At 64.5% G+C, this 14,088-nt stretch carries 13 protein-coding genes and 1 tRNA gene; 8 read left to right on the forward strand and 6 right to left on the reverse strand.

What is annotated here, in order from left to right; all coding sequences use genetic code 11:
* Positions 1–438, reverse strand: coding sequence for a helix-turn-helix domain-containing protein (locus DOD19_RS02935; protein ID WP_024974994.1), 438 nt, complete (start codon positions 436–438; stop codon positions 1–3).
* Between the two features lie 243 nt (positions 439–681).
* Between DOD19_RS02935 and DOD19_RS02940 the strand changes: the two genes are divergently transcribed.
* The 3 genes from DOD19_RS02940 to dkgB are packed head-to-tail and all read left to right on the forward strand — an operon-like array spanning position 682 to position 3,656.
* Positions 682–1,626 (forward strand): TIGR03571 family LLM class oxidoreductase, encoded by a 945-nt coding sequence (locus tag DOD19_RS02940; protein ID WP_112184311.1) that lies wholly within the window; start codon positions 682–684, stop codon positions 1,624–1,626.
* A complete protein-coding gene (locus DOD19_RS02945; RefSeq protein WP_112183907.1) occupies positions 1,623–2,825 on the forward strand; it encodes an MFS transporter in 1,203 nt (400 codons plus the stop codon). Before DOD19_RS02940 ends, DOD19_RS02945 begins: the two co-directional genes overlap by 4 nt.
* A gap of 24 nt (positions 2,826–2,849) precedes the next feature.
* The gene (gene dkgB, locus DOD19_RS02950) at positions 2,850–3,656 is read left to right on the forward strand and encodes a 2,5-didehydrogluconate reductase DkgB (RefSeq protein WP_112183909.1); all 807 of its coding nucleotides are present in this window, start codon (positions 2,850–2,852) and stop codon (positions 3,654–3,656) included.
* Between the two features lie 82 nt (positions 3,657–3,738).
* Here dkgB and ilvD read toward each other — a convergent pair whose 3' ends face one another.
* The 5 genes from ilvD to DOD19_RS02975 form a co-directional block, all read right to left on the reverse strand.
* Positions 3,739–5,598 carry a dihydroxy-acid dehydratase gene (gene ilvD / locus DOD19_RS02955; RefSeq protein ID WP_112183911.1) on the reverse strand — a complete coding sequence of 620 codons (1,860 nt, stop codon included), beginning with the start codon at positions 5,596–5,598 and terminating at the stop codon, positions 3,739–3,741.
* 202 nt (positions 5,599–5,800) lie between these two features.
* Positions 5,801–5,885: transfer RNA gene (locus DOD19_RS02960), tRNA-Leu, on the reverse strand.
* A 65-nt stretch (positions 5,886–5,950) separates the two neighbouring features.
* On the reverse strand, positions 5,951–6,835 hold the full coding sequence (locus DOD19_RS02965; protein ID WP_112183913.1) for an NAD(P)-dependent oxidoreductase: 885 nt from the start codon (positions 6,833–6,835) through the stop codon (positions 5,951–5,953).
* Between the two features lie 21 nt (positions 6,836–6,856).
* Positions 6,857–8,026, reverse strand: a complete 1,170-nt coding sequence (locus DOD19_RS02970; RefSeq protein ID WP_112183915.1) for an ABC transporter substrate-binding protein — start codon at positions 8,024–8,026, stop codon at positions 6,857–6,859.
* Positions 8,027–8,066: 40 nt separating this feature from the next.
* A complete protein-coding gene (locus tag DOD19_RS02975; RefSeq protein ID WP_024975001.1) occupies positions 8,067–9,008 on the reverse strand; it encodes a CysB family HTH-type transcriptional regulator in 942 nt (313 codons plus the stop codon).
* A gap of 155 nt (positions 9,009–9,163) precedes the next feature.
* Between DOD19_RS02975 and DOD19_RS02980 the strand changes: the two genes are divergently transcribed.
* From DOD19_RS02980 to cysD, 5 genes are all read left to right on the forward strand, one after another.
* Positions 9,164–9,937: a sulfite exporter TauE/SafE family protein gene (locus DOD19_RS02980; RefSeq protein WP_024975002.1), complete on the forward strand. Its 774-nt coding sequence runs from the start codon at positions 9,164–9,166 to the stop codon at positions 9,935–9,937.
* 125 nt (positions 9,938–10,062) lie between these two features.
* On the forward strand, positions 10,063–11,724 hold the full coding sequence (locus DOD19_RS02985) for a nitrite/sulfite reductase (protein ID WP_112183917.1): 1,662 nt from the start codon (positions 10,063–10,065) through the stop codon (positions 11,722–11,724).
* 18 nt (positions 11,725–11,742) lie between these two features.
* Positions 11,743–12,291, forward strand: a complete 549-nt coding sequence (locus DOD19_RS02990) for a DUF934 domain-containing protein (RefSeq protein ID WP_024975004.1) — start codon at positions 11,743–11,745, stop codon at positions 12,289–12,291.
* Entirely contained in the window at positions 12,288–13,115 is an 828-nt protein-coding gene (locus DOD19_RS02995; RefSeq protein WP_024975005.1) for a phosphoadenylyl-sulfate reductase, read from the forward strand. Before DOD19_RS02990 ends, DOD19_RS02995 begins: the two co-directional genes overlap by 4 nt.
* A gap of 20 nt (positions 13,116–13,135) precedes the next feature.
* Complete coding sequence (gene cysD, locus DOD19_RS03000) at positions 13,136–14,086, forward strand: sulfate adenylyltransferase subunit CysD (protein WP_112183919.1); 951 nt, start codon at positions 13,136–13,138, stop codon at positions 14,084–14,086.
* Positions 14,087–14,088: the final 2 nt, after the last annotated feature.

The raw sequence follows: 14,088 nt of genomic DNA on the forward strand, positions 1-14,088 counted from the left end.
TTACTGCTCGGCGGATGGTTCGGCGGGGTGATCGAGGTGGGGGATCTTGAAAGCGCGGCTGAAGGTTGACAGCTCGCTCTGGTGCAGCCCGGCCAGCAGCGCAACAAGTTGGTCACCCTTCCTGGAGAGATGCACTTCCACCTGGCGTGCGTCGGTGTCGCTCTGGCGGCGTTCGACCAGGCCCGCTTCTTCGCAGCGTGTGATGAGTGCCGCCGTGCCATGCGGCGCGGCCTGCAGGCGCTCGGCCAGTTCGCCGACGGTGGCCCATTCGCGCCCGGCATAGCCTTTCACGTGCAGCAGCAACTGATACTGCAGCGGCGTGATGCCCTTGGCGTGGATCAGATCTTCAGAGGCGCGCAGGAAGCGGCGCAAGTGGTAGCGGAAATCAGAGAGGCTCTCGAAATCCTGCTTGGACAGAGGTCGGGCGCGGGTGGACATGGCGGAATCAAAAGGTTCGGGCTGGAATATATCACAGTGTGACATATTTGGAGAGGCCTGCCATGTTGCTGTATTGCCAACCTGGAGTGCGTTCTGAGTTGCACGGATTGTTGATTGCCAATCAAGACTGTTTCGTCGACGGGCGGGTTTTTCTGCAAAGGTGGCGCACGCACACTGCGGTCCATGCTCATTGCGCTGATAGCGAACGCTTCGCCGTTAGCGCCTTTTGACCCGATCACAACCATGCCTCCCACACTCGACAAACTGACTCACGGCGGCTTCACCATCGGCATCGAGTTGCCACTCGACAACGATTGGTCCCCCGCTGGCGATGCCAAGCGGCTGCGCGATGGGCGCCGCCACGGTGTGCCCGATATCGAACACCACGCAGCCCTCGCGCAACTCGCGGATTCGCTCGGCTTTCGTGCCCTGTGGGTGCGCGATGTGCCGGTGTACGACCCCGCATTCGGCGATGCTGCGCAGGTGTTCGAAGCGTTCTCGTATCTGGGCTACCTAGCCGGCATCACGCGCAACATTCTGCTCGGCACCGCCGCCGTTGTTCTGCCGCTGCGCGAGCCGCTGCTGACGCTCAAATCGGCCGCAAGCATCCAGGAGTTGAGCGGCGGTCGTCTGTTGCTCGGCGTGGCGAGCGGAGACCGGCCCGTGGAATATCCGCTGTTCGGCCGCGATTTCGAATCGCGCGGTGCAAGCTTCCGTGACCAGATCGCGCTTTTGCGTGACAGCGCGCGCGGCAGCTTGCCCATCGGCGTGGAGGTTCTGCCGGCCATGCGCGCGCCGCTCCCGCTGCTGGTGGCGGGCCTCGCGCAACAGACGCCGACCTGGATCGGCACACACATGGACGGTTGCCTCGCCTATCCGGGCACGCCGGCCGACCACGCGCAACGCGCCGCCGCATGGCGTGCCGTTGCGGGCGACAAGCCCTACGTGAGCTTCATCCACCTCGATCTGGCGGATGACCCGCACGAGCCGCTGCAACGCCATCGCTTTGGCGCACGCGCCGGGCGCATCGCACTGTCCGAAGAGCTGGCAGCGATGCGCGAGGCGGGTGTTCAGCATATCGGGCTGCATTTCCGCCGGAATCGTCGCCCGCTTGCCGAAACGTTTGCGGAAATCGCGGCAGAGGTCCTGCCCGCTTTCCATTCCTCTGCTTTGGAGTACACCGCATGAACCCCACCCCCACTTCCGCCGAGACCACACGCAGCAGCGCGACGCTGCCGCTGCTCGCGCTTGCCGCAGGTGCCTTCGGTATCGGCACCACCGAGTTCTCGCCGATGGGCTTGCTGCCTGTCATTGCCGACGGCGTGCATGTATCGATTCCGCAGGCCGGCATGCTGATCAGCGCCTACGCGATCGGCGTGATGGTCGGTGCGCCGATCATGACGTTGCTGCTCGCACGCTGGCCGCGGCGTAAGGCGCTGATCGCGCTGATGAGCATCTTCACCATCGGCAACCTGCTGTCAGCCGTTGCGCCGGATTACACGACCCTGCTGCTCGCGCGGCTCGTCACCAGCCTCAACCACGGCGCGTTCTTCGGGCTGGGTTCGGTCGTTGCCGCCAGCCTCGTGCCGCGCGAGAAGCAGGCCAGCGCCGTGGCCACGATGTTCATGGGCCTGACGATCGCCAACGTCGGCGGTGTGCCGGCCGCGACGTGGCTTGGACAGATGATCGGCTGGCGCATGTCGTTTGCCGCCACGGCCAGCCTGGGCCTGATCGCAATCGCGGGCCTGTTCGCCGCGCTGCCGAAGGGCGATGCCGGCAAGATGCCCAACCTGCGTGCCGAACTCGCCGTGCTGACGCGTCCCGTTGTGCTGGGCGCGCTTGCCACTACGGTGCTCGGTGCGGGCGCGATGTTCACGCTCTACACGTACGTCGCCCCGACGCTCGCCGAACTGACCGGCGCCTCGCCAGCGTTCGTGACGGCGATGCTGGTGCTGATCGGCATCGGTTTTTCGATTGGCAACATCGCCGGCGGCCGCTTGGCCGATCGCTCGCTCGACGGCAGCCTGATCGGCTTTCTGTTGCTGCTGATCGTGACGATGCTCGCCTTCCCTGTACTCGCCAAGACGCACGCGGGTGCGGCCGCCGCGCTGCTGGTATGGGGCATTGCCACCTTCGCGGTCGTGCCGCCGCTGCAGATGCGCGTGATGCGTGCCGCAGCTGAGGCGCCGGGGCTCGCATCGTCGGTCAACGTGGGCGCGTTCAACCTCGGCAACGCGCTCGGCGCAGCAGCGGGCGGCGCGGCCATCTCTGCAGGCCTGGGCTATGCGGCCGTGCCGATTGTCGGCGCAGTGATTGCGGCGGCAGGTCTCGCGCTGGTTGGTCTGCACGTTGTTCAGCGTCGGACGCGCCTGGCCATGAACCCCTGATCCGGTTTCCCTTTGGAGCACAAGATGAACAAGATTCCCGCCTTCGGCCTCGGCACGTTTCGCCTGAAGGGCCAGGTTGTCATCGATTCGGTTCGCAACGGCCTCGAACTCGGCTACCGCGCAATCGACACTGCGCAAATCTATGGCAATGAAGCGGAGGTGGGCGAGGCAATTGCCGGCTCCGGCGCGTGCCGCGAAGACCTGTTCCTGACCACCAAGATCTGGGTCGACAACTACGCCCGAGGCAAGCTCGCGGCGAGCCTCGAAGACAGCCTCACCAAGCTGCGCACCGACTACGTCGACCTCACGCTGATCCACTGGCCCGCACCTAACAACGGCGTGTCGCTCGAAGAATTCATGAGCGCGCTGGCCGATGCCAAGGCCCGGGGTTTGACGCGCGAGATCGGCGTCTCGAATTTCAACATCGCCCTGACGCAACAGGCGATTGCGGTGGTTGGCAAAGACGCCATCGCCACCAACCAGATCGAGCTGAGCCCGTATCTGCAGAACCGCAAGCTCGTCGATTTCCTACAGCGCGAGGGCATCCACGTCACGTCGTACATGACGCTTGCTTACGGCAAGGTGTTGGGCGATCCGGTGATCGGCGCGATTGCACAGCGGTATGAGGCAACGCCGGCGCAAGTCGCGCTGGCCTGGGCGATGCAGCTCGGCTATTCGGTGATCCCATCGTCGACCAAGCGGGAGAACCTTGCGAGCAACCTGCGTGCGCAAACACTGCAACTGACTGCCGACGACATGGCGCAGATTGCCGCGCTTGAGCGCAACGGCCGCGAGGTGTCACCCGATGGGCTTGCGTCGCAGTGGGATTGAACGTTGCGCAGCCGGCGCAATAGAAAAGCCGCTCCGAAGAGCGGCTTTTTTTGCATCACTCGGGCGCATGGCCCGCCGCGCATCAGTCGTCCAGTTGCGACAGGTCGCGCACGGCGCCCTTGTCCGCCGACATGACCAGTTTTGCGTAGGCCTTGAGCGCGGCCGATACCTTGCGCGGACGCGGCTGCGCGGGCTTCCAGCCCCTGGCGTTCTGCTCTTCGCGGCGGCGTGCAAGTTCTTCGTCCGACACCAGCACGTTGATCGTGCGGTTGGGGATGTCGATGCGGATCTTGTCGCCGTTACGCACCAGCCCAATCGCGCCGCCCGCCGCCGCTTCCGGCGAGCAGTGGCCGATCGACAGGCCCGACGTGCCGCCCGAGAAGCGGCCGTCCGTCAGCAGGGCACAGGCTTTGCCCAGGCCCTTGGACTTGATGTAGCTCGTCGGGTACAGCATCTCCTGCATGCCGGGGCCGCCCTTCGGGCCTTCGTAGCGCACGACCACCACGTCGCCAGCCTTGACCTTGTCGGCGAGGATGTTTTCGACCGCTTCGTCCTGCGATTCCGTCACGTGTGCTGTGCCTTCGAACACGAGGATGCTTTCATCCACGCCAGCGGTCTTCACCACGCAGCCGTCCAGCGCGATGTTGCCCCTTAGCACGGCCAGGCCGCCTTCCTTCGAGAACGCATGCTCGTTCGAGCGGATGCAGCCCTCGGCGCGGTCCAGGTCCAGGCTCGGCCAGCGCGTGTTCTGGCTGAACGCGACCTGCGTCGGGATACCGGCCGGGCCGGCACGATAGAACGTCTGCACGGCTTCGTCCGACGTGCGGACGATGTCCCACTGGTCCAGCGCATCCTTCATCGTGGGCGCGTGCACGGTTGGTGCATCGGTGTGCAGCTTGCCGGCACGGTCCAGTTCGCCCAGGATGGCCATGATGCCGCCTGCGCGGTGCACGTCTTCGATGTGGTACTTGTTCGTGTTCGGTGCGACCTTGCACAGCTGCGGCACGACGCGCGAAAGGCGGTCGATATCCGTCATCGTGAAGTCGATTTCGGCTTCCTGTGCAATCGCCAGCAGGTGAAGGATCGTGTTGGTCGAGCCGCCCATCGCGATGTCCAGCGTCATCGCATTTTCAAATGCCTTGAAGCCGACCGAGCGCGGCAGCACGCGCTCGTCTTCCTGTTCGTAGTATTGGCGGGCTAGTTCAACGATGCGGCGGCCGGCGCGCTTGAAGAGCTGTTCGCGGTCTGCGTGCGTGGCGACCACGGTGCCGTTGCCCGGCAGCGACAGGCCCAGGGCTTCGGTCAGGCAGTTCATCGAGTTGGCCGTGAACATGCCCGAGCACGAACCGCAGGTCGGGCAAGCCGAGCGCTCGACTTCCGCCACTTCCTCATCGGAATACTTGCTGTCGGCCGCGATCACCATCGCGTCGATCAGGTCGAGCTTCTTGATCTCGATGGCCTTGGTGACGGGGTTGGCCAGGCGCGTCTTGCCCGCTTCCATCGGGCCGCCCGAGACGAAGATCACCGGAATGTTCAGGCGCATGGCGGCCATCAGCATGCCCGGGGTGATCTTGTCGCAGTTCGAGATGCACACCATGGCGTCGGCGCAGTGCGCGTTGACCATGTATTCGACCGAGTCGGCAATGATGTCGCGGCTGGGCAGCGAATACAGCATGCCGTCGTGGCCCATGGCGATGCCGTCATCCACGGCAATCGTGTTGAATTCCTTGGCGACGCCGCCCGCGGCTTCGATCTCGCGCGCGACGAGCTGGCCCAGGTCTTTCAGGTGCACGTGGCCGGGCACGAACTGGGTGAACGAGTTGACCACCGCGATGATCGGCTTCTGGAAGTCTTCATCTTTCATGCCGGTGGCGCGCCAGAGCGAGCGTGCCCCCGCCATGTTGCGGCCGGCGGTGGAGGTTTTGGAACGGTATGCGGGCATTGTGGGTACTGAAGAAGGTTCGAAATGGGGAGCGGGCCACGCGGATACAGGCCCTCATGCCCGTGCGATCAACCTCTTGAGCCGCGCCCGGGGCAAAACCCGCATTATCCCACGCCAGGCGGGGCGTGTTGCCGGCTGCAATTGGGTTGGCGAATGGCCAATGAAAAAGCCGCTTCTGCGTGAACAGAAGCGGCTTGAATTCTGGTGCCCGAGGCCGGAATCGAACCGGCACGCCTTGCGGCGGGGGATTTTGAGTCCCCTGCGTCTACCAATTTCACCACTCGGGCAGGTGCTGATGAGCCGGCAATTATGCCAGAAGTTCGGCCATCCGAACAAGGCGGCCGGGCAATGCTCAATCCGCCTGCTGATTGTTCTGCTGCTCCAGCACGCGCAGCAGCGATGCCGTATCGTCATACCCCCAGCCATTGGCGACCAGCGTATTGAGCTGCGAAGCCACCAGCTCCATCGCCGGCATCTGCAGGCCGAGTTCCTGGGCGATCTCGCGCACGAGGCCGAAATCCTTGTCGTGCAGGCGTGCTTCGATGCCGGCGGCAAAGTTACGCTCGGCCATCTTCGGGCCCATCATGTCGAGCATGCGGCTGCCCGCAAAGCCCGGGCCGATGGCAGCCAGCACGCGCGACGGGGCGGTGCCCTGGGCGCGTGCAAACAGCATGGCCTCGGCAATGCCCTGGATGTTGATGACCTGCACGATCTGGTTGCAGGCCTTGGCGACCTGGCCGGCGCCGTGGTCGCCGACGTGCGTGATGGTGGTGCCCAGCAGTTGCAGCAGCGGGCGCACGCGTTCCAGCACCTCGGTCTTGCCGCCCACCATGATCGATAGCGTGGCCTTTTGCGCGCCTGCGGTGCCGCCGGAGACCGGCGCATCCAGGAACTCCAGGCCCGCCGCTTCCAACTCGGCGGCCATGCGGCGCGTGGCCACGGCCGAGATCGTGCTGTGATCAATGCACACCGCGCCACGCGGTGCGCCATGGACGACGCCGTCCGGCCCCAGCAGCACGCCTTCCACATCGGCCGTGGAGGTGACGTTGGTGAAAATGACTTCGGCGTCGCGTGCAGCCTCGGCGGGGGTGCTGCAAGGCTCGGCGCCGATGGCGCGGGCGTTGTCCGCTGCCTCCGGACGGCGCACATAGGCGCGCACGGTGTGTCCGGCGGCAATGAGGTGCTGGACCATCGGCGTGCCCATGTTGCCGAGGCCGATGAAGGCGATACGTGTCATGGCAGATCTGTGCGTGTTTGATTAGCGCGGGCCAGCGTAAGCAAAGCGGCCGTTCTTGATGATGCCCATCACGCGCGAGCGTTGGTCGAAGCCTTGGTGATCCTGGGCATTCAGGTTCAGCACGCCGTTGGGCACAGTCAGATCGCGCGTGGTTTCCAGCGCGTCGCGCAGGGCGGCGCGGAAAGCGGGCGTGCCAGGCTTGGCGCCGGTCTTGAGCGCGCGGGCCGTGGCGTTGTCGAGCAACTGCCACGCGCCCCAGGCGTCGCCCGCAAATTGCGTGACGGTGTTGGGGCCATACTTGGCTTCATAGCGCTCGGCAAACTCAACTGCCACCTTGCGTACCGGATGGCTGGCTGGCAGCTCGCGCGCCACCACCACGGGGCCGGTCGGGAAGAGGGTGCCTTCGACGTCCTTGCCGCCCACCTTCAGGAATTCCGTGCTGGCGATCCCGTGCGTCTGATAGATGCGGCCCTTGTAGCCGCGCTCGACCAGCGTGCGTTGGGGCAACGCGGCCGGGGTGCCGGCCCCGGCAATCAGGATGGCGTCGGGCCTGGAGGCCATCAACTTGAGAATCTGGCCGGTCACGCTGGTATCTGTGCGCGCAAAGCGCTCGTTGGCCACCACGCGCAGCTTGCGCACCTCGGCCAGCTTCGAGAATTCACGCCACCAGCTTTCGCCATACGCATCGGTAAAGCCGATAAAACCGACGGTATGCACGCCGCTGTCCGCCATGTGCTGCGTGACGAGCGTGGCCATCTGCGAATCGTTCTGCGGCATCTTGAACGCCCAGTGGCGCTTGGCGTCCTGCGGCTCGACGATGGAAGCGGAGGCGGCCAGCGTGATCATCGGCGTCTGACCTTCGGCCACGGCATCGAGCGAGGCCAGCGCCGTCGGCACGATCGTCGGACCGACGATCACATCCACCTTGTCTTCGGCGATCAGCTTGCGCACATCGCGCACCGCCATCGAGGGGTCAGATGCGTCGTCCAGAATGATGACCTGCGCGCGCTGACCGCCGATGGTCGCCGGCCACATCTGCACGGTGTTCTTGCTCGGGATGCCGATGGCCGCAGCGGGGCCGGTGGTCGACAGCACCACACCCACGCGGATGTCGGCTTGGGCGGGCAGGGCGATGGCGGCAGCGCTGGCAAGGAGCGCCATGCCGCACAGCAGGCGACGTCGGGTCGTCATGAAATCTCCGGGAAGTTCGGCAATTGCAATTGCAGGCGAATCAGAGCTCGTACGCTTCGTGATCGCCGGACATGAGTTGCTCGACCAGCTTGCGCGTCAGCGTTGGCGCAAACAGTTCGATGAAGGTGTAGACGAAGCCGCGTAAGTACGCGCCTTGTTTGACGCCCAGGTGCGTGACGTTGGTGCCGAACAGGTGTCCGGCCGGAATCGCGCGCAGGTTGCGGTCGCGCTCGGCGTCAAACGCCACGCCGGCCACGATGCCCACGCCAAGCCCCACTTCCACGTAGGTCTTGATGACGTCTGCGTCGATGGCCTCCAGCACGATATCGGGCTTGATCTGGCGTAGCTCGAAGGCGTGGTCGATCTTGGGCCGGCCGGCAAAGTGCTGGTCGTACGTGACGATCGGGTAACCCTTCAGGTCTTCCAGCGTCAGGTGCTGGCGAGACAGAAGCGGGTGATCAGGCGGCGTCACCACCACATGCTGCCACTGATAGCCCGGGATCGAGATCAGATCCTTCACGTGCGACATGCCTTCGGTGGCAATGGCAAGGTCGGCCTGGTCGTGCAGCACCATCTCGGCAATCTGCGCGGGGGTGCCCTGCTGAATGGAAAGGCGCACCTTGGGGTATTTGCGCGTGAACTCGGCAATCGCCTTGGGCAGCGCGTAGCGCGCCTGCGTATGCGTGGTGGCGATGGTGAAGTTGCCCTGATCCTGCGCGGCGTAGTCCTTGCCGACGCGCTTGAGGGTTTCGACTTCTTCCAGCACGCGCTCGACCGAGGCCAGGATGCGCCGACCCGGCTCCGTGAGACCCCGGATGCGCTTGCCGTGCCGGGTGAAGATATCGACGCCCAGCTCCTCTTCCAGCTCAATGATGGCCTTGGAGACGCCTGGTTGTGATGTGTAGAGCGCTTTTGCGGCCTCTGTCAGGTTGAATTTCTGCCGCACGGCTTCGCGCACGAAGCGAAATTGGTGAAGGTTCATGGCTGCGCGGTCGATAAAGAAGAACGGGTGCGAACTGAACGCTACTTATAACCGACGCCATATAAACAAACAATTTTTTATTGGTTTGGGATATGAGGCCAGTTCATTACGATGCTCGAACTTCGTGATAACACGCCCTCACTGTCTCCCGCGCCATGACGCTCGCCTATACGGTTTCCGGTTTGCTGGTCGGCCTGTTGGTCGGCCTGACGGGCGTTGGCGGCGGCTCGCTGATGACTCCGCTGCTGACGCTGATGTTCGGCTTTTCGCCGGCGACCGCTGTCGGCACGGATTTGGCATTTGCGTCGCTCACCAAGGGCGTCGGCACGATCGCACATCGCAGCCACGGTCATATTCGCTGGGACATCGTCAAGCGCCTCTGCATGGGCAGTCTGCCCGCAGCGCTGGTGACGGTGATCGTGCTGAAGACCGCCGGCAACCTGGATGCGGAGTGGATGCACGTGATTCGCGTGACGATCGGCGCGTCGGTCATCCTGACGGTGATTTCGCTGCTGTTCCGTCAGCGCGTATTGGGCTGGCTGGCGGCCAACCCGCGTTATCGTCTGCAGGGCACGGCGCTGGCCGTGGCCACGGTCATCGTCGGCGTGGTGCTGGGCGTGCTGGTGACGGTGTCGTCCATTGGCGCAGGTGCCGTGGGCGCGACGCTCATCCTGATCCTGTATCCCGAATTGAAGAGTGCCGAAGTGGCCGGCACCGACATCGCCTATGCCGTGCCGCTGACCGCCGTGGCGGGCCTGGGCCACATGTATCTGGGCACGATCGACTGGAACCTGCTGGTGTCGCTGCTGGTGGGCTCCATCCCGGGTATCTGGCTGGGTGCGCGCCTGTCCAAGAATCTGCCGGAACGTCTGGTGCGCGGCGCGCTTGCCGCCACGCTGACGATCACGGCCATCAAGCTGGTGTCGTGATGCGTGACCTCATGCCGGCCCTGCTTGATTGCGGCTGCTGTCGCTGAGCTGGCAGCAGCGCCATAACGAAACGCTTTCCCCCAATTGAATCGCACGCCGGCCCAGCCGGATCGGACTGAACAGTCATGTACCAATACGACGCTTACGATCACCGCCTCGTCGCCGACCGCGTAGAGCAGTTCCGCGATCAGGTGCGCCGCCGTATCTCGGGCGAACTGACGGAAGAAGAGTTTCTGCCGCTGCGTCTGCAGAACGGCCTGTACTACCAGCGCCACGCCTACATGCTGCGCGTGGCGATTCCGTATGGCCACCTGCGCGCCAAGCAACTGCGCATGCTCAGCCACATCGCCGCCGAGCACGATCGCGGCTACGGCCACTTCAGCACGCGCCAGAACATCCAGTACAACTGGATCGAGCTGGAGCAGGTGCCCGACATCCTGGCCAAGCTGGCCTCGGTGGAAATGCACGCCATCCAGACCTCGGGCAACTGCATCCGCAACATCACGACCGACCAGTTTGCTGGCGTGGCACCGGACGAGGTGGTCGACGCGCGCCCGCTGGCGGAAATCCTGCGCCAATGGTCGACGTTCATCCCCGAATTCGCGTTCCTGCCGCGCAAGTTCAAGATTGCCGTGTCGGCCTCGCGCGAAGACCGCGCCGTGACGCAACTGCACGACATCGGCGTCTACGCCTATGAGAAGGACGGCCAGACGCTGCTTCGCATCCTGGCCGGCGGCGGCATGGGGCGCACGCCGATCCTGGGCGCGATCATCAAGGAAGACCTGCCGTGGCAGCACATGCTGTCGTACATCGAGGCCGCCGTGCGTGTGTACAACCGCTACGGCCGTCGCGACAACAAGTACAAGGCGCGCATCAAGATTCTCGTGAAGGCCATCGGCGCGGAAGAATTCGCCCGCCAGGTGGAAGAAGAGTGGCAGAACATCAAGGACGGTCCGTCGACCATCACGCAGGCCGAATTCGACCGCGTGGCGCAGTTCTTCGCGCCGCCGGCGTATGAAAAGCTGGCCGACACCGATGCCACCTATGAAAAGGCGCTGCTGGAGAACAAGGCGTTCGCCCGCTGGGTGAGCCGCAATGTGCATCCGCACCGCGTGCCAGGCTACGCCGCAGTCACGCTGTCGCTCAAGCCGGGCGCGGCGTTGCCTCCGGGCGACGCGACGGCCGAGCAGATGGCGCTGGTGGCGGATTGGTCCGAGCGCTTTGGCTTTGGCGAGCTGCGTGTCGCGCACGAGCAGAACCTGATCCTGCCGGACGTGAAGAAACACGATCTGTTCGCGCTGTGGCAACTGGCCAAAGAGCACGGCATGGCGACCGCCAACATCGGCCTGCTGACCGACATCATTGCGTGCCCGGGCGGCGATTTCTGCTCGCTGGCGAACGCCAAGTCGATTCCCATCGCGCAAGCTATTCAGGCGCGTTTCGACAACCTCGACTACGTGTACGACCTGGGCGAGCTGTCGCTCAACATCTCGGGTTGCATCAACTCGTGCGGGCACCACCACGTCGGCAACATCGGCATCCTGGGTGTCGATAAGCACGAAGAAGAGTGGTACCAGGTGTCGTTGGGCGGCGCGCAGGGCAACGATTCGGCGATCGGCAAGATCATCGGTCCGTCGTTCAAGGCCGAAGAAATGCCCGATGTGATCGAACGCATCATCGACACTTTCGTCGCCAACCGCACGGAAGACGAGCTGTTCATCGACACCTATCACCGTATCGGCATGGCCCCGTTCAAGGAACGCGTCTACGCCCGTGAAGAAGCCTGAACGCCGAGGGAAACGAATATGAGCAAGATCATCAAGCTGCAAAACGGTGCCCCGCAAATCGTGGCTGACGAATGGACCGTGCTGCGCGCACCGGAAGGCGGCGAACTCACGCAAGCCGATGTGGATGCCACTGCGCACGCCATCGTGCCGCTGGCCTATTGGCAAGCCAACCGCGACGCGCTGCTTGGCCGCGCCCGCGCTGGCACGCTGGCCGTCTGGCTGGCTCCCGACGACGAGCCGTTTGCGCTGGAGGCTGACCTGCCGAACCTGTCGCTGGTGGCCGTGGATTTCCCGGTCTTCCGCGATGGCCGTGGCTACAGCACCGCGTTCCTGCTGCGCCAGCGCCTGGGCTTTACGCGTGAGTTGCGCGCCATTGGCGACGTGCTGCGCGATCAGCTCGACTTCATGCGCCGCTGCGGCTTCGATGCCTACGCTGTGCGTGCGGACAAGAACATCGACGATGCGCTGAACGGCTTTGGCGAGATCAGCGTGCGCTACCAAGGCGCCATCGACGAGCCGCGTCCGCTGTTCCGCCGCGAGCGCACAACCGAGGCAAATGCAGCATGAGCGACACCCAAGACATCGCCGTGTCGGAAGTGCCGGTGTCCGCAATCGGGCGCCCGGTGCTGTGGACGCGCCCCGTCTACACCGGCACGGCTGAAGCCCTGGCCGCGAAGGAAGCCGCGCTGTTCGAGCGCCTGGCCGAGATTGCCGCCAAGCACGGCGTGGCAAAGTTCGCCACCAGCCTGGCTGCCGAAGACATGGTCGTGACCGATGCGATCCTGCGCAGCCCCGAGGCCGTGCGGGCGCACCTGCCGATCTTCACGCTGCAGACCGGCCGCCTGCACGCCGAAACGCTGGCGATGCTCGACCGCATCCGCGCGCACTACGGTTATGCGATCGAGCAATACGCACCGGACGCCCGCGCAGTGGAAGCCTACGTGCGCGACCATGGCCTCAACGCGTTTTACGACAGCATTGAACTGCGCAAAGCCTGCTGCAACATCCGCAAGGTGGTGCCGCTGAACCGGGCACTGAAAGACGCCGACGCGTGGCTCACGGGCCAGCGCCGCGAGCAGGCCGTCACCCGTGCCGACCTGCCGTTTGCCGAAGACGACGACGCGCGCGGCATCGCCAAGTACAACCCGCTGTTCGACTGGTCCGAGGCAGAAGTCTGGGCTTACCTCGAACAACACAACGTGCCGACCAACGCGCTGCACGACAAAGGCTATCCAAGCATCGGCTGCGAGCCTTGCACGCGCGCGGTGCGTGCCGGTGAAGACGTACGCGCCGGCCGCTGGTGGTGGGAATCGCGCGACAGCAAGGAATGCGGTCTGCATGCGGCAAATGCGGTGACAAATTCGTCGACGAACCTGTCGCAACAGAATTGAGCGAGAGCTAAGGAAGAATCATGGGAGTGATGAGCGAGATCCCCGGCACGGCCCTGACGCCTGTGCAGAACGAACACCTCGACTGGCTGGAAGCCGAGTCGATCTACATCATCCGTGAGGTGGTGGCCGAGTGCCGCAACCCGGCGCTGCTGTTCTCGGGCGGCAAGGATTCGATCGTCATGCTGCACCTGGCGCTCAAGGCGTTCCGCCTGGGCGATCGCAAGATCGATCTGCCGTTCCCGCTGGTGCACATCGACACGGGTCACAACTACCCGGAAGTGATCGCCTTCCGTGACGAGCAGGTTGCCAAGCTGGGTGCACGCCTGGTGGTCGGCCATGTGGAAGATTCCATCAAGCGCGGCACGGTGCGCCTGCGCAAGGAAACCGACTCGCGCAACGCCGCACAGGCCGTCACGCTGCTGGAAACGATCGAATCGCACGGCTTCGACGCCCTGATGGGCGGCGCCCGCCGCGATGAGGAGAAGGCCCGCGCGAAGGAACGGATCTTCTCGTTCCGCGACGAGTTCGGCCAGTGGGATCCGAAGGCCCAGCGCCCGGAACTCTGGAGCGTGTACAACGCCCGCATGGCACAGGGCGAGCAGATGCGCGTGTTCCCGATCTCCAACTGGACGGAACTCGACGTGTGGCAGTACATCGCCCGCGAGAACCTCGCCCTGCCGCCGATCTACTACGCGCATCAACGTGAAGTCGTGCGCAAGAATGGCCTGCTGGTGCCCGTCACGTCGATCACGCCCAAGGCCGATGGCGACGTGAGCGAAGTCCTGTCGGTGCGCTTCCGCACCGTGGGCGACATCAGCTGCACATGCCCGGTGGCGAGCACCGCTGCCACGCCGGCCGAGATCATCGCCGAGACGGCCGTTACCGAAATCACCGAACGCGGCGCCACGCGCATGGACGACCAGACGAGCGAAGCCTCGATGGAAAAGCGCAAGAAGGAAGGGTATTTCTGATC

Origin of the sequence: Ralstonia sp. GX3-BWBA, from assembly GCF_003290055.1 — a bacterium.
GTDB classification, from domain to species: Bacteria; Pseudomonadota; Gammaproteobacteria; order Burkholderiales; family Burkholderiaceae; genus Ralstonia; species Ralstonia holmesii.